This is a genomic window from Haematobacter sp. (assembly GCF_032102465.1).
GTDB lineage: Bacteria > Pseudomonadota > Alphaproteobacteria > Rhodobacterales > Rhodobacteraceae > Haematobacter.
The window spans coordinates 1-21,313 of sequence record NZ_DAMDHB010000002.1 but is presented as its reverse complement, the minus strand read 5'-3'; the positions used below and the strand labels follow the sequence as shown (position 1 = coordinate 21,313).

Below are 21,313 nucleotides of genomic sequence, written 5' to 3'. Positions count from 1 at the left end.
AGGGGAGCAGGAAATCAGGCAGCAAGACCATCCGCGCGCCGGTCGGCCCATCCGACGACACGGCTCTCGACCAGCGAGAAGATCGCGTAGAGGGCGACACCCATGACGGCGAGGATGAACAGCCCCGCAAAGACCAGCGGCACGTCGAAGTTGGAGGAGGCGGCCATCATGACATTGCCGATCCCCTTGTTGGAGGCGACCGTCTCCGCCAGCACGGTGCCGACGAAGGCGAAGGTCGCGGCGATCTTCAGCGAGGCAAAGAAGAATGGCATCGTCCGAGGCAGCCCGACATTCAGCAGGATATCGAGCTTGGAGGCTCCGAGCGAACGCAACACATCCTCCAGCTCCGGCTCGGTGGTCGCAAGGCCCGTGGCGATATTGACGACGATGGGAAAGAAGCACATCGCGAGGGCCGTCAGGATCGCCGGCACCGGACCGACCCCGAACCACAGCACAAAGATCGGCACGACCGCGACCTTCGGAATGGAGGAGAAACCGATGAGGAGCGGATAGGCGGTATCATAGGCGATGCGCGACGTGCCGATCATCGCCCCGATCACCACGCCTACCGCGACCCCCAGGGCAAAGCCGATCATCGTCGTCCACAGGGTCTGCATCATATGCGGCCAGAGAACCGGCATCCGCCGGATCATCACCTCGAATACCTGGCTCGGGCGCGGGACGATCAGGTCGGAGACGTTCAGCGCGATGCACAGCACCTCCCACGTCGCGAAGAACAGCACGATCAATCCGGCAGCCCAGAGATGGCGTCTGACACGATAGCTCATATCGCCGCCTCCGAGGCCATGCGCGCCTCGGTGATCCGCTCCCGAAGGCGCTGGTTCAACGCCACGAAATCCGGTGCAAATGTCATTTCAACCGTCCGGGGGCGCGGGAATTCGACCGGGCTGTCATCGATGATCCGGCCGGGGCGCGCGCTCATCACGCAGATGCGGGAGGCGAGGAAGCCTGCCTCCTTGAGGTCATGGGTAACGAGCAGCACCGTTGGCCGGCGCTTGATCCACAGATCCTGCATCGTGCTCCAGAGCTCCTCCCGCGTGAACTGGTCCAGCGCGCCAAACGGCTCGTCCAGCAGCAGAAGGCTTGGCTCGTGGATCAGCGCACGGCAGAGGTTCGCCCGCTGGAGCATCCCTCCCGAAAGTTGCCATGGGTAATGTCCGGCGAATTTCGACAGGCCGACATCTTCTAGCAGCGCATGTGCCCTGTCGCGATACTCGCCACGCTTCTTGCGTTGATAATCCTGCCGGAACGGCCGGACGATGCGAAGCGGCAGCATGACGTTCCGCTCGATGGTGAGCCACGGAAGCATGGTCGGGTTCTGGAACGCCATCCCGACGCGCAGCGCCTTTGCCGTCACCTCCCGCCCGCCCACCATCACGGCTCCTCCGGTCGGTGCCAACAGCCCGGACGCAAGCCGCAGGATGGTGGATTTTCCACAGCCAGAGGGGCCGACCAGCGCCAGAAACTCCCCTTCCGCGATACGCAGCGTCGTCGGCTGCAGCGCCTGAATACGCTTCGTACCGGCGCCAAAGGACACCGAAGCCGCCGATAGCTCGACTGCCGGTGCGCGTCTGGATGCCGATTGGGCAACGGTCGAAGGCATGAAAACTCCCATATGGATTGCATGTATGTATTGCATGCAATCTGAGGAAACATTCATGCGTACCGATGAAATGTCCAAGCGCGTCGAAATGCACGGCGGAAAAACTCTTATGGCTGCATAGTGACGCGCCGAATATTCGCTGCTTGCTGTATTATTGGGCGATTAAACAACGAGAAGCTCCTCCGCGGCCTTCTCATTCATAAAACAATATATACATATAAAGCCGTCGGTGCAGGATCGTATACAGAGTAGGAGCGCATGAAGCGCCCTCTCAGCTCCGGGCCTGGTCCGTCCGGCTATCGCGAAGCGGAGCGCGGCTCCGGTCGTTGCCGGCATCCGTCAGCTTGGACAACAGGGCCAGGAACGTTCCCCGCTCCTCCTGCCCCAAGGCATCCACGATGTCCGCCTGCACCTTTTCCACCCAAGGCAGCGCTGTCGCGAGCAGGTCATCGCCGGCTTCGGTCAACCGGATCTCCCGCGCGCGACGATCCCGCACGCTGACCTCACGATGGACCAGGCCTTTCTGCTCCAGCCGTTCCACCACGCCCCCCAGCGTGACCCGGTCATAGGCGATCAGCCCGGCCAGCGTCGCCTGGTCTATGCCCGGATTATCCCGGATCGTGGTGAGGGCCGCGTACTGTACCGGCGTGAGGTCCAGCCCTGCCTCCGCCATGCGCGCCGCAAAGAGCGCGACCGCTATCTGCTGAAGACGGCGGATCAGATGCCCGGGGAGTGTGTAGAGGCTGCTCATGCCGCTTCCTAGCGTGCCGCCACGTCGCGGCTCAAGCGCCATTTAAGAAGTATGCTTACTTATATTGATAAGTAAGCTACATAATTACGGGATGGTGGCCGGGGATGCCGCCTTGCAAGCGAACCTGTGGGAGGGAATACAACATGACAACCGAAGCGGCGGCAGAACGCCGCCGGAGACGAACCGTCGCCTGGGTCGTGGGCCTTTCGATGGCCGGACTGATGTTCGATGGCTACGATCTCGTGGTCTATGGCACGGTGGTGTCCACCTTCCTGCGCGATCCTTCGCATCTCGGTCCCGTCGATCCCGCACTGGCTGGAGCGCTTGGGAGCTATGCGCTTCTCGGTGTGCTGGTGGGTGCGCTGCTGGCGGGCAGTTTCGGCGACCGGCTCGGGCGGCGGAGGATGATGCTCGGGGCCTACGCGTGGTTTTCCATCGGCATGCTCATTACCGCGCTGACGCATACAGCCCTGATGTTCGGCATCTTTCGCTTCTTGACCGGCCTTGGAGTGGGCGCGCTGCTCGCGACGACGGCAGCACTGGTTTCCGAATATGCGCCGCCCGGCAGAAAGAACCTGTACAACGCGATTACCTACAACGGTGTACCGCTTGGCAGCCTCGCCGCCGCGGCGCTCGCGATCCTGCTGCTCGACCAGATCGGGTGGCGCTGGATGTTCGCGATCGGCGGGCTGCCGCTGGTAACCCTGCTGCCGCTCGCCGTTTTCAAGATGCCGGAATCTGTGGCCTGGCTCGTCTCCCGCGGGCGGATGGACGAAGCGCGTGCAGTGGCAGAGCGCACGGGTCTGCCGATGCCGGAGACCGCTTCCATCCAGGCGGCCGAGACGGGAAGCGGCGCTGGCTATCGCGGCCTTTTTGGAGATTTCATGCTGCCCGCTCTTCTGATCGGATTGATGAGTGCCACGGGATTGCTGCTCGTCTATTCGTTGAACACATGGTTGCCGGAACTGATGCTGCGGGCGGGCTACAATGCCAAAGGCTCCCTCTCCTTCCTGTTGGTCCTGAATGGCGGCGCGATGGTGGGGCCGTTGATCGCTGCCCGGTTTGCTGACCGGATGGGGCCCAAACCGGTGGTGGCCATGAGCTTCCTGACAGGTGCTGCCGCAATCCTGCTGCTGACGCTTGATCTGCCCATCGCTGTGCTGCTTTGCATCGTCGCGCTGGCCGGCGTGGGAACCAGCGGCACGCAAACCCTGATCTATGGCTTCGTCGCCAATTATTTCCCCACGCGGGTCAGGGGTGCGGGCGTGGCGTGGTGCGCGGGGTTCGGACGGTTGGGCGGCGTTGGCGGTCCCCTGATCGGCGGCCTGCTGATCGCGGCAGGTCTGTCAATCCAGTCGATCCTGATGATCCTCGCGGGACTGGCCCTCGTCGGCGTCCTGCTGACAGCGCTGATCCCCGACCGTGGGTGAGGAACGGGCCGGAACAACACCCCGGCCCGTCATTTTCAGCGGAGGGTGAGCAGCCCCGCAAAGTATTGCCCCAGTCGCTCCCGCGCATCGAGCGGGAGCACCTCTCCGATATACTGATCTGGGCGCACGACAATGATGCAGCCGCGCGCCCGGTCTATGGCCCGCATATCATAGATATCGGCGGCCGGATCGACGCAGAACGCCTTCTCGTAATCCTTCAGCCCTAGGCGACCCTTCTGCGGCCAGAGAATCGGCGGGAGTTCGTCCATGGACATCGCCTGATGCGAGGCCTGGAACACGCCCCTGACATCGAACACTGCATCCACGTCGGCACCCGCCGGAGTGTGACGGTGAATAGGGGAGGCTTCCGAGTTCAACCAGTCGCAGAGCGCGGCGAAATCTCCGCTCAGCCCTTCGGCACCCGCAAACAGATAGATACGCCAACGTCCGTCCGCTTCATGCACATGGCCAAGCTGCATCGGTTTCGCATCGGCAAGACGGATCACCGGCGCGGAGTGGAAGCGCATACCCACGGGCAGCCCCCCGGCCAATACCTGGTCCCGCCCTGCCCCCGTCAGCCTTGAGGGGGTGTACCGGGTCGCGGTGCCGGCGGTGAACCGGCCCTGCCTGATGAAATAGCGCTGGAACTCCGCCGGATCGATGCCGTCGTCGTCCTCTGCCGTTTTGGGCTTGGCGCTGAACATCCTGGCGAATTCGCGGTCGAAGTCGATCAGCTCCTGCGCTATTGCCTGCCGCTCCGCCGAATAGCTGTGCAGCAGCTCCGCCCCCGCCAGCCCGCGCAACACGGCGGCGAGCTTCCAGCCGAGATTGAACGTGTCCTGCATGGAGACGTTCATTCCCTGTCCCGCTTTCGGACTATGGGTGTGGCAGGCATCGCCCGCAATGAACACCCGCGGCAGGCGGCTGTCTTCCTGCCCGGCGGGCACGTCATCGAACTTGTCCGTCAGTCGTTGGCCGATCTCATAGACGGACCACCAGGCGACCTGCTTCACATCCAGAACATAGGGATGCAGGATGCGTTGTGCCGCGGCGACAAGCTCATCCTGCGTGATGTTCTTCGACGACACGCGTTCATCTGCGGCCAGCTTGTCCAGCTCCACGTAGAAGCGGACGAGATATCCCCCCTCCCGCGGAATGATGAGGATGCTTCCTTCGCTCGCCGAGTGGATCGCTGTCTTGAGGCGGATATCGGGAAAATCGGTATAGGCGAGCACATCCATGACGCCCCACGCCTGATTGGCGCTGTCACCGCGGAGCTCCCGCCCGATGGACGCGCGCACCACACTCCGTGCTCCGTCGCAACCCACCACATAGCGGGCGCGGATCGTCTCTACCCCCTCGTCTCCCGTCGCATCGACCGGCTGCAGCCTCACGACAACCGGGGCATCGCGTTCTTCCGGCACTGTCAGATCGACAAGCCGGAGGCCGTAATCCGGCGTCAGCCGTGTGGGAGCGTTGGCCATCTTTTCAAGATAGAAATCATGTACGCGCGCCTGATTGAGAATGACATGCGGGAATTCCGACAGCCCCTCCTCCGTATCCGCGATGCGCCCGTGGCGGACGATCTTCTGCTCCGCTTCGTGGCCCGGCTTCCAGAATGTGGTCTCGTTGACCCAATAGGCCTCCCGCTCCACCCGGTCGGCAAAGCCGAAGGTATTGAACATTTCCATCGTGCGGCAGGCGATCCCGTCGGCCTGACCAAGCTCCAGCGGCCCGGCCTTTCGCTCCACGATCCGCGTGCTGATCTCGGGGAAGGCGGCCAGCTGCGCAGCAAGCGTCAGCCCGGCAGGACCGCACCCGATGATCAGGACATCGATAATGTCCGTGGGCAACACAGGCGCGGCCTCCTGCACATCCGGGGCGCCGGTGCGGAAGCTGTTGAGATGAAATTGCATGAGCGTCCTCCCTCAAGGTGTCTGATCTTGCCGTTAGCATATCGAGACGCATACAATCAATTAGTATGCTACCTATATGGCGCCGCCGCAGCGTCATTTACCCCCTTGGCCGCTGAACCTCTCCCATGAACGGGCCAGCAGATCGGCCTCCAGATTGCGACCGATCAGCACGATCACACCCTCCTGCGGCGGGGGTCCGGGAAGGTCGCCGTCGTTGTCGGGCAGGATCTCCGGCGGCTGCATGGAGCGACGCACCGATTGCAGCAGGAGCCGGCCGGCCGGCGCACGCACCACGCCCTTGACACGTATCACATCGTCTCCTCGCGCCACGAGCAGAGCAGAAAGCCAGGTGGAGAGGGCAATCCAATCGCCCTCTGTCCCGATCAGCAGCCGATGAGCGAGGATTGGCGTCCCTCTTGCGAGAGCCGGCAGAGGAAGTGGCGGCACCTCAGGCCCCACCGTGGGCAACGCGCGCGGGACGCCGCGTTCCGCCAGCGAAATCTCCGCCCCCGGCGTGATCTTCCGCAGCGTGGCAATCAGCCGGGCAAGCGTTTGCGGGGAGGCCGCGTCAGGCTTTGTGAGGATCACTCGCGTCGCGGTTTCCACCTGCGCGCGGGCCAGCGGCTCCGTCACGAGCTGCTCGGCACCAAGGCTCGCATCCATCAGCACTACCGGCCCCGCAACTGACAACCTCCGCACGAGCACGGGATCCCCCGCGATGGCGTTGGCTATCGCGAGCGGGTCGGCGAGCCCGCTGGTTTCCAGAAGGATGCCGTCCAGTTCCCCCGCCGCCTCACCGCTTGCGGAATCGCAGATATCGCGGAGCTTGGCCAGAAGCGCGTCTTTCCCGGCGCAGCAGGCACAGCCCCCCGCCAGCACGTCAAGGCTGCGGGCACGACCCAACAGGAGGTTGTCAACCGGCGTCTCCGCCGCCTCGTTCACAAGGATATGGTGCCGTCCGAAGCCCCCTTCGTGGAGGCGATGGCGGAGCCATGTGCTCTTGCCGGCCCCCAGAAATCCTCCAAGGATCGTGAGTGGGAGCCGGCCCCCGTTCATGCGAGCGCGCGGTGCGAAAGCGGATCGATCGGTACCCCCGCCATCCGCCCGGCGGCATTCCAGAGCGCCTCCAGATCCGGCACGATCTCCCACGCGCCGGTCGGGGAAAAAAGCTGCAGGCCCGGGGTCACACCATCATCATGCGCTTTCAACCCATAAGGAGCGAGCAACCGGTTGACCGCGGCCAAGCGCAGGAACCGGAGCCGGATCCGGTCTGCCGGGGTGACGGCTCCCGCATCCGTCCAGTGGCCGGGGGCTGCGGGGAAACCACAGGCCGAGCACATGTCAGATCACCTCTGGCCGCGCGGTTCCCGCGAACGGGAATCGCTTGCGAAAGTCGTCGGCGATCTCCTCGAAGGTCACCCATTCGACCCCCTCGTGCCCGCTGATGTATTCGATCAGCCGCTCCAGCATCAGCAGCACCTGTGGCCTGCCAGAGACATCAGGATGGATGGTGAAGGGAAAGACGCCGTAGTCCATCTCGCGATAGACCCAGTCGAACTGGTCACGCCAGAGCGCCTCGATATCGCGCGGATTGACGAAACCGTGGCTGTTCGGCGACTTCTTGATGAACATCATGGGCGGCAGATCATCCACGTACCAGTTCGCGGCGATATCGACGAGGTCGATTTCCTTCCCATGCTTCATCGGCCGCATCCAGCTCTCTGCGCGGCCCGAATAGTCGATCGTGTTCCATTCGTCGCCGACGCGGGCATAGAATGGCTGAAAATCGCGGTAACCCTGGCTGTGATCGTAGCTGAAACCGTATTTCTGCAGCAGCGCGGCGGTTGAATTCGACATCTCCCACCAAGGGGCGACATAGCCGCGGGGCGCCTTGCCTGTCAGGCCTTCGATCAGTTCGATGGACTTGACCAGCACGTCCTCCTCCTGCTGCGGGGTCATCGCGATGGGGTTTTCATGCAGATAGCCATGCGCCCCAACCTCATGCCCCGCATCGACGATCATCCGCATCTGATCGGGGAAAGTCTCGAGCGAATGTCCAGGTATGAAGAAGCTGGTTCTAAGATCGTATTTCCTGAAGAGCCGCAGCAGCCGGGGAATCCCTACTTCCGTCGCAAAGACGCCCCTCTGGATGTCTGACGGGCTGTCTCCGCCGCCGTAGGAACCGATCCAGCCCGCCACGGAGTCGATGTCCGTCCCGAACGCGCAATAGATTTTTTTCGTCATGCCAACCTCCTGTGATGCGCCGGTTCCTCCCGGCCGTTGTCTATCCGTAAGTCCGAAGGCCCAGCCGGGAAAGTGGGGAGACCATCCTTTGCACACTCGCGCCAGACATGAGGAGCAAAAGCACCAGCGGACGAGCCTTCACCGCCGGAAGATCACCCGACAGACCCCACCGGAGGAGCGCAATCTCCGCATCCGGCCAGATCGTTGGCGCGCGAAAGCACCTCGCCACCGTGCGTCCCACTGGCGAATATCACCGGTATTTTCTCCGCCACGGCGGTGAGCGGCCCGGCCGAGCCAGTTACTCACCTGCCCGGATGCGCTTCTTTCAAGGTTCGGCATCGCCGACAGGAATAGTCCGCCAGGCCGGTGGAAGGCATCGGCAAAACGGGAAACCCTCCGCTCACGTGCAGCAGGGCAGGCAGGAGAACGTCATCTGGCTCTCCCTTTGTCATTCAGCCAGGCGGTATGGTGGCCAGAAGGCTCCGGTGCACGACATATCCCTCATCTACTCCTGACGGGTGGCACGGATAGCCTCGTCAAACCCCGTCATCGCCAGGATCACAAAGGAACAAAGACGCCACAGAAACCGCGAAGTTCCGCCCGCGTCTGACAGCGAAGGGTCGCGCATCGTATCAGTCACCGCGACTGGAATGGACCGCGGTGCAGAAGGCCGGGCACATGGGCAGTTTTCTCCCTCCCGTCTGTGTCATTCGCAACACCGACCCTGCCGACGGCTTCACGGTCACGGATCGCACCTGCAATCTCAGAAAGGCGGGGCGCGCCCGAGGCGTCAGCCAGATCGGCGAGTTGCGGAATTGCCGGCACCACATTGGCGCCTTGCAGAACGTGGCGAGACGCCACTCTCTACTTCGGAGCGCAGGCGATTGTGCCATCAAACGCGATGGCTCCATCTCCTGCCTCGTTACCCTGCGCGCGTCCTCCTGCACTGTGGAATATCCAGTGAAGGCCTGTCCCTGCGGCATCCCGGCCATCCTTCGCCGAAAGCGGTCTTTCCCGCGCCACTTAGAACGGGCAAGATCGGCCATCCTCTCCAGCCAAGGTTGACCCGCCTATGCCAGATACGCCGCCGAAGGATCAGCCGACGATCCGCACTATCGCCATGCCCGCCGACACCAATCCGGCGGGCGACATCTTCGGCGGGTGGCTGATGAGCCAGATGGACCTTGCCGCAGGATCGGTCGCCGCGCTCACCGCCCGCGGGCGAAGCGCCACCATCGCCGTGGAAGGGATGAAATTTCACCGTCCCGTCAAGGTCGGAGACGAGGTTTCGCTCTTTGCCGAGGTGCAGCACGTCGGCCGGACATCCATGCGCATCCATGTCGAAGCCTGGCGCCGTCAACGGGAAAGCGACCTGACCCAGAAGGTAACGGAAGCAATCTTCACCTTCGTCGCCCTTGATGAGGACGGCGCCGCCCGTCCGGTCCGGCCGCCGGAGGTCTAGCCGCCAAACAGTGGCCGGTGTGCCTGCGTGACAGCAGCGTGGCAGCGTGGCAGCGTGGCAGCGTGGCAGCGTGGCAGCGAAAAGGGTCGCCGCCACATCCAGCCCCGATACTGCGGACTTCCACCTACGACCGAAGCAAGGTGCTTGGCGACATTGTCGCTCTCAACCGGACCATCGCAACAGAGGGCGGGACGGCCGGTTTAGCGGATAACGGATACGGGCTGAACCGGTTTGGATTTGCACGCGATGCCCGCGGCGGCGTGGCCCTGGGGCTGCACGATACTGGGGGAGAGCGTAACTCTGACGCTCCTATGGCAATGGCAACCTGCGGGGAAAGAGCACGACTTTTGCCTAGCCCCGAAGCTGCACAGGGGGCTTGAAATACCAATCCGCGTAAGGCGAGCCCCCGTTACCTGAATAAGCGGGTTCAGACGGCACCCGTCACGCTGTGAACCAGCCGCAGCGCTGCGGAGGCATGGTTGGGATCGATGTGACGGCAGGATACGCGAAACAATAATCGCCGCGATAGGGATCGAACGCGCAATTGCCACGGATATTCCGCTGAATTCCAAGACAGCGCATTGGAGCTCCGCGACAAATGCGCGCAGTCAGACCCCAACCGTGTCAAATCTGCACCACAAGGCGCGCAACCCCTGTCGCGAATTCTTGACGTTTTCGCTCGCCATTCGTACCGCGCATCTCAAGACGAATTTCCCAGCCAGCATCACGTCCGCAAGGTAATTCGCACCCCCCCATTGCGGAGTTCTCATGCCTGTCCCATTGCGCCTTACATCGTCGACCGCGCTTTGCCTCGGTCTTGCCCATCTCCCCTTCAGTGCGCTTGCACAGGAGGAAGTCTTTCAGCCCGAGGACAACCAGGAGGAAGTGACCGTTCTGGAAACAGTTGTCCTCTCGGCAGAGGAACAACTCAGGCAGGCTCCCGGCGTCTCGACCATCACCGCCACCGATCTGCAGCGTCAGCCCCCTGCAAATGATCTGTCCGAGATCATCCGCAGAATGCCGGGCGTCAACCTGACCGGCACGTCGGCTTCCGGCCAGCGCGGCAACCAGCGCCAGATCGACATCCGCGGCATGGGGCCGGAGAACACGCTGATCCTCATCGACGGAAAGCCCGTGCTCTCTCGGAACGCCGTCCGCATGGGTCGCGCGGGCGAACGCGACACGCGGGGCGATACCAACTGGGTCCCGGCCGAGATGGTCGAACGGATCGAGGTTCTGCGTGGTCCGGCAGCGGCGCGCTATGGTTCGGGGTCTTCCGGTGGGGTGGTGAACATCATCACCAAACGTCCCGAAGCGATGATGGGCACCATCGGCCTGCGTTTCGGTTTCCCGGAGGATTCGGCTGAAGGCGGAACCCAGCGCGGCAACCTGATGCTCGGCGGGCCGATCAACGACGTGCTTTCCTTCCGCGTCTACGGCAACTACAACAAGACCGACGCAGACGATCCCGACATCAACGCCGGTGCCAACGTCAATCCGGATCAGGCGCCGCCTGCCGGGCGGGAAGGCGTGGTCAACAAGGATGTCGGCGCGCTGCTCAGCTGGGATGTGACGCCCGATCAGAAGCTGGACTTCGAGTTCAACTTCTCGCGCCAGGGCAACATCTTCAACGGCGACCGGCAGCTCGCCGGCGTCAACGACATTCTGGAGGAGCTGGCGAATTCCGGTGCCGAAACCAACCGGATGTATCGCCGCACCCTCTCGGTCTCGCATACCGGCGCTTTCGATTTCGGCGACTCCTTCAGCTATCTGCAGTGGGAAAATACGCGCAACAACCGCAATCTTGAGGGGCTCGCGGGCAGCTCCGAAGGAGCGATCAACACCGGGGAAACCGGCACGATCACCCTCGACAACATCACCGCGAAATCCGAGTGGAATCTGCCCTTCGCCATCGCAGGCCGGGACCAGGTCCTGACGCTCGGCGCAGAGTTCCGCGGCGAATACATGGATGATCCGGTCTCCAACCGGCAGGGACTTGCTCCGGGTGTGGAGATTCCGGGCACGGACCCGCAGGGGGAACGCGATCCGAAGACCGACCAGCAGACCTACGGCATCTATGCGGAAAGCAACTTCTACTGGTCCGAGAAGCTGATCCTCACCCCGGGGCTGCGGGTGGACTACAACTCCAACTTCGGTTCCAATTTCAGCCCGGCGCTGAACGCGACCTACCACCTGAACGACCGGTGGCAGGTGAAGGCTGGCATCGCCCGCGCGTTCAAGGCACCGAACCTCTTCCAGCTGAACCCGAACTATGTCTATTACACCATGGGCAACGGTTGCCCGACCGATTTTCCGGCTCAGAACGGCGTCGGCTGCTATGTCGTCGGAAACCCGGATCTGAAGGCGGAAACCTCCGTCAATACCGAGGTGGGCGTCGCGTATAATGATGCGGCATCGGGCGTGGTCGCTGGCCTGACCTATTTCCACAACGACTACAAGGACCGCATCTCCTCGAGCCGCGTGCCGATCGCGAACGCCAACCCCAACAATGCAGGCGGTTGGGTGCTGCAATGGGACAACGTGCCGAAGGCCGTGGTCTCCGGCCTCGAAGCCAACTTCGCCATGCCGTTCAGCGAGACGGTCAACTTCACCACCAACGCAACCTACATGATCGAATCCGAGGACAAGTCAAACGGACAGCCGCTCAGCCTCGTGCCGGACTACACGATCAACGCCGCGGTGGATTGGCAGGCGACGGATGAGCTGAACCTGATGGCCTCGGTCAGCTGGTATGGCACGATCCACGCGCCGACCTCCAGCGCGACCACCGGCGGTGCGCTCGCCAATACGGAATCGCGGCGGCCCTATTCGATCGCCAACCTCGGTGTGACCTACCAGGTGCGCGAGAACATGATGATCAACGGCGGCATCACCAACCTGTTCGACAAACGTGTCTATCGTGAAGGCAACACCACCTCGGCGGGCGCGAATACGTTCAACGAGCCGGGCCGTGCCTTCTACATCGGCATGAACGCGTCGTTCTGATCCGACATCCCCCGACCGCCACACAGGTCGGGGGATTTTCGCCATGTCCAGTTATCTCACCGAAATCCAGTATCCCGCGCGCTTCCACCGCGAACATGCGCCGTTGTGGCTGGCCTCCGTGCTCACCGCGCTTGGGGTGAAGGCGCCCGAAGGCCGCCTTTCCTACGGCGAGATCGGCTGCGGCCCCGGTTTCGGCCTGCTTGCGCTCGCCGCGGCCAATCCCGACATCTCCTTTCACGGCTGGGATCTGAACCCGGAACACATCGCCCGGGCCCGCGATGTGGCGGCGCGTGCGAGTCTCGGCAACATCCGTTTCGATGTCGCCGACGTCGCCCGGCTTTCTCCGCATCCCGTCGATGTGCTGCTCTGCCACGGGCTTCACTCCTGGGTCGGCGCGGACACCCGCGCTGCGATCGCAGCTTTTGCGGGGCGCAGCGTGAAGCCCGGCGGAGTTTTCCTTCTCCATTACATGACACTGCCCGGCGGTGCGGCGTTCCAGGCGTTCCACGCCCTTTTCGCGGCGCTTCCCCCGGGGTCCGAGCGGATTGCAACCGGCCTGAACCGGCTGAAAGCGCTGCAGGAAAGCGGCGCCGGCTTCTTTGCCCTTCACCCGCATGCGGCTGGCACGTTGGAGAGCCTGATGCGAGAGGATCCGGCATATGTCGCACATGACTATCTGACCCCGGAGTTTCACCCGCTCGCCGTGGCCGATGTCATCGCAGCGATGGGAGCCGAGGGTCTGGAGCATGTCGGGAGCGCGACGCCCATGGAGAATATCGATGCACTGTCTCTCCCGGCACAGGCGCAGAACCTGATCGCACAGGAGCCAGACCTGCCCCTGCGCGAAACCCTGAAGGACTTTGCCCGAAATCAGGCGCTGCGGCTCGATCTCTACATGAAGACGCCCCAGAGGTTGGCGGCGGGGGACCATCTGGACGCGCTACGTCGCCAGACCTTCTCGGCCCTTCCCGGTGCGCCCTCCTCTGGCAGCCTTACCTTCAGCACCCGCATTGGCGCCGTCGAAGGGCCGCAGGAAATTTTCTCCTCGCTGCTCAACCGCCTGGCCTCAGGACCGGCAACCGTAGCGGAACTGGAGCAGTTCATGCCCCAGCCCGGGCTTCTCAATCAGGCGATGCAGATGCTGCTTTGGTCCGGCATTGCTCACCCTACCCGGCCAACTGGTGACACCGCCCCGGCACGGCGCTTCAATCGGCTGATGATGTCCTTCTCGCTTCAGGGCGGGCAGGTTCCGGCACTTGTCGCGCCCTCGCTCGGTTCTGCTCTTCCGCCTGTCGGCCCACAGGAGGCGCTGAACAGGTTCTGTCTTCTTTGACAGGATGGCGTATCAGCGCCGGGAACTACCGTTCCCATCGAGGCCGCGGCGAAACAAAGGGCGCAAGAGCAGCTCAGCCCAATTTGCTGCGGACTCCCGTCACCGAGCCGTCCCGCTACTGTGTCTCCGCTTTATGTCGACAAATAAAATGCAACAACTATACTCCCCGTGATTAGACGGATTCGCCTTCGGCGTTGAGATTGGGGAACACGGATGGATAGCGACATCTTCTCAGGAACGATCCCGGCGCTGATGACGCCCTGCCGGGCCGATCGGAGCCCGGATTTCGACGCGCTCGTCCGCAAGGCGAAAGAGCTGGTTTCGGTGGGCATGTCGGCGGTGGTGTATTGCGGCTCCATGGGTGACTGGCCGCTGCTGACCGATGCAGAGCGGATGGAGGGTGTCGAGCGTCTGGTGAAGGCGGGCCTCAAGGTGATCGTCGGCACCGGCGCGATCAACACTGCGGCTGCCGTCTCACTCGCCGCCCATGCACAGAAAGTCGGTGCGGCGGGGTTGATGGTCATCCCGCGCGTCCTCTCCCGCGGTTCCGTGATCGCCGCGCAGAAGTCCCATTTCAAGGCTGTCCTCGACGCGGCGCCGGACTTGCCGGCGGTCATCTACAACAGCCCCTATTACGGCTTTGCAACCCGTGCGGACCTGTTCTTCGCCCTCAGGGCGGATCATCCCAACCTTGTCGGTTTCAAGGAATTCGGCGGGGATGCGGACCTCTCCTATGCGGCGGAGCATATTACCAGCCGCGATGACGGCGTGACGCTGATGATCGGCGTCGATACCTCCGTGTTCCATGGCTATGTCAACTGTGGTGCAAGCGGCGCCATCACGGGGATCGGCTGCGTTCTACCGCAGGAGATCCTGACGCTGACCAACCTCTGCCGCGCCGCCGCAGGCGGGGATGTCGCCGCACGCAGGCTCGCCAGGGAACTGGACGCCGCGCTCTATGAGCTTGCCAAGGTGGATGCGGGGCCGGACCTCGTGCTCTATTTCAAGCATATGATGGTGTTGAAGGGTGATGCGGAATACACGCTTCACTTCAACGACACCGATGCCCTTTCGGCAAGTCAGCAAGGGTGGGTCGAACAGCAACTGACACTGTTCGACAAATGGTACGCGGACTGGGCGCAGGCGGAGATAGTCCGGCCCTATCTGGCGTGATGCCCGGGGGCGTCGGTTTCAGACCGCCGCAAGCCCCTCTGCCGCGAACCGCGCGAGTTGCGCTTCTTCCTCCGCAGTCAGGGAGATACCCTGCGCCGCGGTCTCCGCCCGGGCCCGGAACCGCCGCTGGGAGGGCAGACGCGCGCCCTGCCCGATGATCGCCTCAAGCAGGATTTCCGCGCGGGCAAAGGGATCTCCCGGGCGACCCTTGGCAAAGACCTCCGGCGAAAAGGCGAGGATCAGTTCCCCATGTCGGGGCGCCAACGTTGTGGTTCCAAGAAAATCAAGCACTTCCGGGCTGGTCAGGTCACCGATCATGATACCGGAGAGCAGTTCGATCATGGTGGAGATGGCAGACCCCTTGTGACCGCCGAAGGGCAGCATGGCACCGGCCAGAGCCGCTTCCGGGTCGGTGGTGGGTTGACCATCGGCGTCCAGCGCCCAACCTTCCGGCAAGGGTTTCCCGGCGCGGCGGTGAAGCTCCAGTTCTCCCCGCGCGGCAACCGAAGTGGCGAAGTCGAAGACATACGGGTCCGTCCCGATCCGGGGCCAGCCGAAGGCGAAGGGATTGGTTCCGAGGAGCGGCGTGGTGCCGCCCGTCGGCGCAACAGTGGCGTAGCTCGGACACATGACCATTGCCGCCAGCCCATGCGCGGTAAGGGCCTCCACCTCCGGCCAGAGGGCAGCGAGATGAGTACAATCGTTGATGACCATTGCGGCCATGCCGAGACGCTTCGTCTTTGCCACCAGTTCCGGCAGGCCAAGATCGAAGGCGGTATTGGCAAACCCGCCGCGTGCGTCGATACGGATCAATGCCGTTCCGTCATCCGGCAGGAGAAGCGGCTCTGCCTGCGGATCGACCTTTCCCGCCTTTACCGTCCGCAGCGTTCCCTCGATCCGGTAGATGCCGTGGGACTTGCAGTGATCGCGCTCAGCCGCGGCAAAGGTCTGCGCCATGGCCGCTGCCTGCGACGCATTCAGCCCCGCGCTGCGCAGGAGGCCGTCGATCCGCTGCCGAAGATCCTCTGTCGTCGTCGCCATGCCGTTGCCCCTTGTTTGTTCCGTAAGCGCATACAATCCGCGCCAGAGAGGGGTCAACAGGACCTTGGACTGGAACAGCTTGCGGGTGCCATTTTTGCATACTAATTGTATTCATGATCCGCGGACGAGATACAATGCCGGTTGACCCCTCATCAGTTTCCGCTCCCACTCCCTCCGTCCCGGATGTGGCGGTCGTTGGTGCGGGCGTCATAGGGCTTTCCGTGGCGCTCGCCCTGCAGGCACGCGGGCTTTCCGTCATCGTTCTGGATCGCGAAGGACCAGCGGCAGGGGCCTCTGCCGGGAACGCGGGCGCCTTTGCCTTTACCGACATCCTGCCTCTTGCCTCGCCCGGCATTCTCCGCAAGGCGCCGGGCTGGCTGGTGGATCCGCTCGGACCGCTCAGTATTCCGCCCGCCTATGCGCTCCGCATAGCCCCATGGATGCTGCGCTTCTGGCGGGCCTGCGCGGCTGACAGGGTAGCTGCCTCGACCACGGCGCAGACTGCCCTGATGGACCTGTCGAAATCCGAGCTTGAACCCTCCCTCGCCCGCACAGGCACCTCCGGGATGCTGGCAAAGCGGGGCAATCTTCAGGTCTATGAATCGCAGGCCGAACTCACCGCGTCGCTTCCCGGATGGGCCACGCGCGAGGCGCACGGGATCGCCTTCCACCACATGGCTGCCGAGGAGATGGCGGAACTTCAGCCCGGCCTCTCCCCTCGTTTCACCCATGGCACCTTCACGCCGGAATGGTACTCCATCGCCGATCCGAGGCTATACACGCTGAGGCTCGCCGAACGCTTCCGTGCGGAGGGAGGGCTGATCGAGCGGGCGGAGGTACTGGCCCTGCAACCCACGGACGAAGCGGTCGTCCTGCAAGCCACGGATCGGACGTTCCGCGCCCGACAGATCGTTCTGGCCGCGGGCGCGTTCTCGCACCGCATCGCGCGCAGCACGGGGGACCGAATTCCGCTGGAAACGGAGCGGGGCTACAACACCACCCTCCCCCCGGATGCCTTCGACCTGCGCCTTCAGATCACCTTCGGCGGCCACGGTTTCGTGGTGACGCGACTGTCCACCGGCATTCGGGTCGGCGGCGCGGTGGAGTTGGGCGGGCTGCGCCTGCCGCCAGATTTCCGCCGTTCGGAAGCCATGATGCGGAAGACAAAGGAGTTCCTGCCCGGGCTGGAGACGAGCGGCGGGGTGCAATGGATGGGTTTCCGCCCGTCCCTTCCCGACAGCCTGCCCGCCATCGGGCATTCGTCCGCCAGCAGGCGGGTGATCTACGCCTTCGGGCACGGCCATCTCGGACTGACCCAATCCCCCGCGACGGCCCGGCTGGTAGCCGATCTGGTGACGGGCGCGCCCCCCGCAATCGACCTCTCTCCCTTCTCACCCCAACGCTTCTGAGGTGCCGGCGATGACGAACCACACGTTCTCCTGCCTTGACGGCCATACCTGCGGCAATCCCGTCCGTCTGGTCTCGGGGGGCGCTCCCCGGCTGGAAGGCCGGGACATGCTGGAGCGCCGCGCGCACTTCCTGCGCGAGTTCGACTGGATTCGCACCGGCCTGATGTTCGAGCCGAGAGGACACGACATGATGTCCGGCTCCATCCTCTATCCGCCGACGCGGGAGGACTGCGACGTGGCGGTTCTGTTCATCGAAACCTCCGGCTGCCTGCCGATGTGCGGCCACGGCACCATCGGAACGATCACAATGGGGATCGAGAACGGGCTGATCCAACCGCGCACGGCGGGACGTCTCTCCATAGACGCGCCAGCGGGGCGGGTGGATATCGAATACCGTCAGGAAGGCCGCTTCGTCGAAGAAGTCAGGCTGACCAATGTCCCGTCCTTTCTTTATGCCGAGGGACTGACGGCCCATGTGGATGGTCTGGGCGAAATCGTCGTGGACGTCGCCTATGGCGGCAACTTCTACGCTATCGTCGAGCCGCAAAGGGCCTTCAGGGACATGGCGGATTTCACCGCTGGAGAGCTGATCGCGTTTTCCCAGAAGCTGCGAAGCGCGCTGAACGAGAAATACGATTTCAGCCACCCCGAAGACAACCGGATCAACGGCCTATCCCATATTCAGTGGACAGGCGCGCCCACGGTCGAAGGCGCACACGCGCGCAATGCGGTATTTTACGGCGACAAGGCCATAGACCGCTCCCCTTGCGGGACCGGCACTTCCGCGCGGATGGCACAGCTCGCCGCGAAGGGCAGGCTGAAAGTGGGGGATGATTTCTGGCATGAAAGCATCATCGGCTCGATCTTCAAGGGCCGGGTAGAGGCCGAGACCTCCGTCGCCAATCGTTCCGCGATCATCCCCTCGATAGGCGGATGGGCGCGTCAGACAGGGATAAACACCATCTTCATCGACGACCGGGACCCTTACGCGCATGGGTTCGTCGTCCGCTAGATCCGCCACCCGCGTGAGCGCCTGCCAGAACACGGGCATCCGCGGCATGTTCGAACTTGGTCGTCGCCGGTTTCCTCTGGGGTGGATGGTCCATCAGGGAGACCGGAAACCGGTTATCGCCCCCGCCGCGCAGCTTGCCGACGCCGCACGCGGCCATAACCCAGACACGCGCCAGAGAGCCAACGTGCTATGGAACGGAACTGGCCAGTAGCACGATCTTGCCCTTCGCGGCAGGGTTCCAGATCGAGTGGCCCGGAATCGCACCAAGCAACCGGGCGCAGAACGGCTTCGGGGAGAGAACCAACGACCAGTCATATGGGTAGCAACGCGCTTCCAGTTCTTCGGCCTGCCGAACATGATCTCTAAGCGATACCAGCGCTTGTGGCGGTGTCTACCATGCCTGACGGTTTTCTTCCGGCCGGAGATACAGGCCATTATCCCTTTTTCTTTCAACGCATCTCTGAACCAGTCGGCTTTCGAGTTTCTGTCCGCCGGCATGCAGTCCGCCTGCAGCAGACCGCTCCGCATGGCGACGGCCCCTGCAGTAACGAATATACGGATCAGGCCACCTCGTCGCCTCGGTAACTGCGGGGCTTTCGTCCCGCCCTTTGTGCGGCATCAGTCGTCCACGTTTTTCCAACACAGGCCGCAAGCCGTGTGATGGGCTTTCAGATACTTGCGCAGGCTCACTCGAACGCATGGCGTTCGCCTGCTCACATCGATCGTGATCCTCCTCTCGCTCGCAGCCTGTACGGCCAGGCGGATCATGATCCGGGTGGAGATGCCCATCCGGCTCCAGCGTCGGTAGAGGGTCTTGGAAGGGCATATTCGCGCGTTGCGCCGCACCACATCAACCCATTGATATTGAATAACATTATGCTGTTCAGACGCGGAGGACACCGCGATTTCCTGAGCAAGAAGTCGACCCCATCAGCCTCCAGAATCCCTACTACAACCCGGCCGCCATGACGGCCGGGCTTTCGATTCATTGGACCAGCGACTGATAAGCCTTGCTTTCAAACGCCATGTATCCCCCGAAAGACGCGGGATCGCCGAACGGCAGGATCTGCGTCGCCCAGTAGCCGCCTAGGCCGTTCTTTCGGTCGATCCAGTAGAACAGATTGGCCAGCCCCGCCCAGCCGAGTGCGCCTGCCGGACGCCCGGTGGGCGCTTGTTCGTCATTGACCATGAAGCCATAGGACCAGGACTTCGACTGACCGGCGAAGAACTCGGCATCATTCGAGTGGGTCGGGATGACGCCGGGCAGCATGGTGACCTTCAGGTCGCCCAGATGGTTCCTTTCGGCCATCGCCACCGTCTCGGGGCGCAGCACCTGACCGTGTTCACCGCGACCGTCATTCAACCACATGCGGATGAAGCGCATGTAATCGCCGACGGTTCCATAAAGCCCATGCCCGCCCATATGCACCTCGGGATTGGCGGGCAGTTCGAAATCATTGGCCTCGAGCGTGCCATCGGGCAGCCGCTGGTGCATTCCGGCCAGCCGCTTGCGCGTGGTCTCGGTCAGCTCGAAGCCGGTCTCGGTCATGCGGAGGGGCTCGAAGATGCGCTTCTGAAAGACCTGCCCCAGCCGCTCGCCGGCGATGCCCTCGATCACCTGACCCAGCCAGTCGATATTCGAGCCGTATTCCCATTTTGCGCCCGGATCGAACAGCAGGGGCGTCGTCAGCGCGGCCTTCGATGCGGTGATGACGCTGGGCTGGCCCTGTTCCTCGGCAAGACGCCTGTAGGTTTCGTTGAAGAAATCATAGCCAAAGCCCGCCCGATGCAGCAGCAAATCCTTGGTCGTGATGTCGCGTTTCGGGGCGCGCAGGCGCGGTTCGCCGCTTGGCTCGAACCCGTCGATGACCTGCAACGCCCCGATGTGGGGCGCATAGCGCGAGGCCGGAGCGTCCAGATCCAGCCGGCCGTCTTCGACAAGCTGCAAGGCGGCCGTGCTGGTGATGGCCTTGGTGGTCGAGAACAGCGCAAAGATGCTGTCGGTGGTCATCGGGTCGGGACGATCAAGACGCCGCACGCCCGCCGCGCCCTCATAGAGATTCCCGTCCCGGTCCGTCACCATCGCCACCACGCCCGGCACTCCCGGCGTGGCGGAAACGGTCTGCTGAAGGATGTCATCGGCGTTGAAAGTCTTGTTCATGTTGTGTTTCCTGAAGACATGGGGCCGCCCCGCCATGCAACCAGCGGAGCGATTGCGGCGTCAACCGGCTTGCTCTGCATTGCTGCGGCCAAGGGCAAAGCCCGCATAGCCATTTGCCGCGACCTCGCTGCATTTCGCGCGATACGTACCGACGCCGCCTGTGTAGGACAGCACTCTGCGCGGCTTTCCGGGGACGTTCGACCCAGTATACCATGAGTTGGTGCGCGAAATCAGGTTCGCGTTGGCCGTTTCATCATGATGCTCGACCCAGGCGGCCTCCCCCTCGGACGTGGGTTCGATAACGCTCTGATGGGTGCTTTCCAGATACTTGATGCAGTCGCTGATCCATTCCGTCTGCTGTTGCAGGCAGGTGGTCATGTTGCACAGCGCCGCCGAGGGGGCGAGCGGTGCGCCGGTCATGAACAGATTGGGAAAGCCGTGTTTCATCAGCCCCAGCGTGGTGCGGATATCCTTGGCCCATTCCTCGCGCAGCGAAACACCATCGCGGCCGCGAATGTCGATCCGGCTAAGCGCGCCCGAGCCTGCGTCGAAACCGACCGCCATGATGATGACATCCAGCGGATAGAGGGTGCCGTCTTCCAGCTTGACGCCTTCGGGAACGATCTGGGCAATACCATTGTCGCGCAGGCTGACGGCCTTGACGTTGTCGCGGTGATAGACTTCGAGATAATTGGTCCTGCATTCCCCAAGTGGCGTGTCGTTTGAGGTGAAGATCGCCTGTATCCGAGCG

At 63.1% G+C, this 21,313-nt stretch carries 16 protein-coding genes and 1 pseudogene; 7 read left to right on the top strand and 10 right to left on the bottom strand.

Annotation, left to right across the window (positions count from 1 at the left end; all coding sequences use genetic code 11):
- Positions 1 to 14: 14 nt before the first annotated feature.
- From RT513_RS02335 to RT513_RS02325, 3 genes are all read right to left on the bottom strand, one after another.
- Complete coding sequence (locus RT513_RS02335) at positions 15 to 788, bottom strand: ABC transporter permease (RefSeq protein WP_290689305.1); 774 nt, start codon at positions 786 to 788, stop codon at positions 15 to 17.
- Positions 785 to 1,558 (bottom strand): ABC transporter ATP-binding protein, encoded by a 774-nt coding sequence (locus tag RT513_RS02330; protein ID WP_256947242.1) that lies wholly within the window; start codon positions 1,556 to 1,558, stop codon positions 785 to 787. Before RT513_RS02330 ends, RT513_RS02335 begins: the two co-directional genes overlap by 4 nt.
- Before the next feature lie 337 nt (positions 1,559 to 1,895).
- Positions 1,896 to 2,375, bottom strand: a complete 480-nt coding sequence (locus RT513_RS02325; protein ID WP_088214458.1) for a MarR family winged helix-turn-helix transcriptional regulator — start codon at positions 2,373 to 2,375, stop codon at positions 1,896 to 1,898.
- A 143-nt stretch (positions 2,376 to 2,518) separates the two neighbouring features.
- Between RT513_RS02325 and RT513_RS02320 the strand changes: the two genes are divergently transcribed.
- A complete protein-coding gene (locus tag RT513_RS02320) occupies positions 2,519 to 3,805 on the top strand; it encodes an MFS transporter (RefSeq protein WP_088214459.1) in 1,287 nt (428 codons plus the stop codon).
- Between the two features lie 35 nt (positions 3,806 to 3,840).
- Here RT513_RS02320 and RT513_RS02315 read toward each other — a convergent pair whose 3' ends face one another.
- From RT513_RS02315 to RT513_RS02300, 4 genes are all read right to left on the bottom strand, one after another.
- Positions 3,841 to 5,721, bottom strand: a complete 1,881-nt coding sequence (locus RT513_RS02315; RefSeq protein WP_290689309.1) for an FAD-binding monooxygenase — start codon at positions 5,719 to 5,721, stop codon at positions 3,841 to 3,843.
- A gap of 93 nt (positions 5,722 to 5,814) precedes the next feature.
- Positions 5,815 to 6,777, bottom strand: a complete 963-nt coding sequence (locus RT513_RS02310) for a CobW family GTP-binding protein (RefSeq protein ID WP_290689311.1) — start codon at positions 6,775 to 6,777, stop codon at positions 5,815 to 5,817.
- Positions 6,774 to 7,061 (bottom strand): hypothetical protein, encoded by a 288-nt coding sequence (locus tag RT513_RS02305; RefSeq protein ID WP_290689313.1) that lies wholly within the window; start codon positions 7,059 to 7,061, stop codon positions 6,774 to 6,776. Before RT513_RS02305 ends, RT513_RS02310 begins: the two co-directional genes overlap by 4 nt.
- A gap of 1 nt (position 7,062) precedes the next feature.
- Positions 7,063 to 7,965, bottom strand: a complete 903-nt coding sequence (locus tag RT513_RS02300) for a polysaccharide deacetylase family protein (protein ID WP_290689315.1) — start codon at positions 7,963 to 7,965, stop codon at positions 7,063 to 7,065.
- Between the two features lie 1,072 nt (positions 7,966 to 9,037).
- On the opposite strand from RT513_RS02300, the gene RT513_RS02295 reads away from it, so the two are divergent.
- The 4 genes from RT513_RS02295 (at position 9,038) to RT513_RS02280 (ending at position 14,939) form a co-directional block, all read left to right on the top strand.
- Complete coding sequence (locus RT513_RS02295) at positions 9,038 to 9,427, top strand: acyl-CoA thioesterase (protein ID WP_290689317.1); 390 nt, start codon at positions 9,038 to 9,040, stop codon at positions 9,425 to 9,427.
- Positions 9,428 to 10,195: 768 nt separating this feature from the next.
- Positions 10,196 to 12,433 carry a FepA family TonB-dependent siderophore receptor gene (locus tag RT513_RS02290; RefSeq protein ID WP_290689320.1) on the top strand — a complete coding sequence of 746 codons (2,238 nt, stop codon included), beginning with the start codon at positions 10,196 to 10,198 and terminating at the stop codon, positions 12,431 to 12,433.
- Between the two features lie 43 nt (positions 12,434 to 12,476).
- Positions 12,477 to 13,766: a class I SAM-dependent methyltransferase gene (locus tag RT513_RS02285; protein WP_290689322.1), complete on the top strand. Its 1,290-nt coding sequence runs from the start codon at positions 12,477 to 12,479 to the stop codon at positions 13,764 to 13,766.
- 213 nt (positions 13,767 to 13,979) lie between these two features.
- Positions 13,980 to 14,939: a dihydrodipicolinate synthase family protein gene (locus tag RT513_RS02280; RefSeq protein ID WP_290689324.1), complete on the top strand. Its 960-nt coding sequence runs from the start codon at positions 13,980 to 13,982 to the stop codon at positions 14,937 to 14,939.
- An 18-nt stretch (positions 14,940 to 14,957) separates the two neighbouring features.
- Here the strand turns inward: RT513_RS02280 and RT513_RS02275 are convergent, their stop codons facing one another.
- Complete coding sequence (locus RT513_RS02275; RefSeq protein WP_290689326.1) at positions 14,958 to 15,980, bottom strand: Ldh family oxidoreductase; 1,023 nt, start codon at positions 15,978 to 15,980, stop codon at positions 14,958 to 14,960.
- A 134-nt stretch (positions 15,981 to 16,114) separates the two neighbouring features.
- Here RT513_RS02275 and RT513_RS02270 point away from each other — a divergent pair, with 134 nt between their 5' ends.
- Both RT513_RS02270 and RT513_RS02265 read left to right on the top strand, forming a co-directional pair.
- Positions 16,115 to 17,389 carry an FAD-binding oxidoreductase gene (locus tag RT513_RS02270; protein ID WP_290689328.1) on the top strand — a complete coding sequence of 425 codons (1,275 nt, stop codon included), beginning with the start codon at positions 16,115 to 16,117 and terminating at the stop codon, positions 17,387 to 17,389.
- A 10-nt stretch (positions 17,390 to 17,399) separates the two neighbouring features.
- On the top strand, positions 17,400 to 18,401 hold the full coding sequence (locus tag RT513_RS02265; RefSeq protein WP_290689330.1) for a 4-hydroxyproline epimerase: 1,002 nt from the start codon (positions 17,400 to 17,402) through the stop codon (positions 18,399 to 18,401).
- A gap of 985 nt (positions 18,402 to 19,386) precedes the next feature.
- Here the strand turns inward: RT513_RS02265 and RT513_RS02260 are convergent.
- Together RT513_RS02260 and RT513_RS02255 are read right to left on the bottom strand one after the other, a co-directional pair.
- Positions 19,387 to 20,562 (bottom strand): serine hydrolase domain-containing protein, encoded by a 1,176-nt coding sequence (locus RT513_RS02260; RefSeq protein ID WP_290689332.1) that lies wholly within the window; start codon positions 20,560 to 20,562, stop codon positions 19,387 to 19,389.
- Positions 20,563 to 20,622: 60 nt separating this feature from the next.
- Positions 20,623 to 21,313: pseudogene (locus RT513_RS02255) on the bottom strand (cyclohexanone monooxygenase); the annotation flags it as partial.

Coding starts and splice junctions, on each gene's coding strand:
- RT513_RS02335 (WP_290689305.1), bottom strand. CDS start 788: ATGAGCTATCGTGTCAGACGCCATCTCTGGGCTGCCGGATTGATCGTG.
- RT513_RS02325 (WP_088214458.1), bottom strand. CDS start 2,375: ATGAGCAGCCTCTACACACTCCCCGGGCATCTGATCCGCCGTCTTCAG.
- RT513_RS02320 (WP_088214459.1), top strand. CDS start 2,519: ATGACAACCGAAGCGGCGGCAGAACGCCGCCGGAGACGAACCGTCGCC.
- RT513_RS02315 (WP_290689309.1), bottom strand. CDS start 5,721: ATGCAATTTCATCTCAACAGCTTCCGCACCGGCGCCCCGGATGTGCAG.
- RT513_RS02310 (WP_290689311.1), bottom strand. CDS start 6,777: ATGAACGGGGGCCGGCTCCCACTCACGATCCTTGGAGGATTTCTGGGG.
- RT513_RS02305 (WP_290689313.1), bottom strand. CDS start 7,061: ATGTGCTCGGCCTGTGGTTTCCCCGCAGCCCCCGGCCACTGGACGGAT.
- RT513_RS02300 (WP_290689315.1), bottom strand. CDS start 7,965: ATGACGAAAAAAATCTATTGCGCGTTCGGGACGGACATCGACTCCGTG.
- RT513_RS02295 (WP_290689317.1), top strand. CDS start 9,038: ATGCCAGATACGCCGCCGAAGGATCAGCCGACGATCCGCACTATCGCC.
- RT513_RS02290 (WP_290689320.1), top strand. CDS start 10,196: ATGCCTGTCCCATTGCGCCTTACATCGTCGACCGCGCTTTGCCTCGGT.
- RT513_RS02285 (WP_290689322.1), top strand. CDS start 12,477: ATGTCCAGTTATCTCACCGAAATCCAGTATCCCGCGCGCTTCCACCGC.
- RT513_RS02280 (WP_290689324.1), top strand. CDS start 13,980: ATGGATAGCGACATCTTCTCAGGAACGATCCCGGCGCTGATGACGCCC.
- RT513_RS02275 (WP_290689326.1), bottom strand. CDS start 15,980: ATGGCGACGACGACAGAGGATCTTCGGCAGCGGATCGACGGCCTCCTG.
- RT513_RS02270 (WP_290689328.1), top strand. CDS start 16,115: ATGCCGGTTGACCCCTCATCAGTTTCCGCTCCCACTCCCTCCGTCCCG.
- RT513_RS02265 (WP_290689330.1), top strand. CDS start 17,400: ATGACGAACCACACGTTCTCCTGCCTTGACGGCCATACCTGCGGCAAT.
- RT513_RS02260 (WP_290689332.1), bottom strand. CDS start 20,562: ATGAACAAGACTTTCAACGCCGATGACATCCTTCAGCAGACCGTTTCC.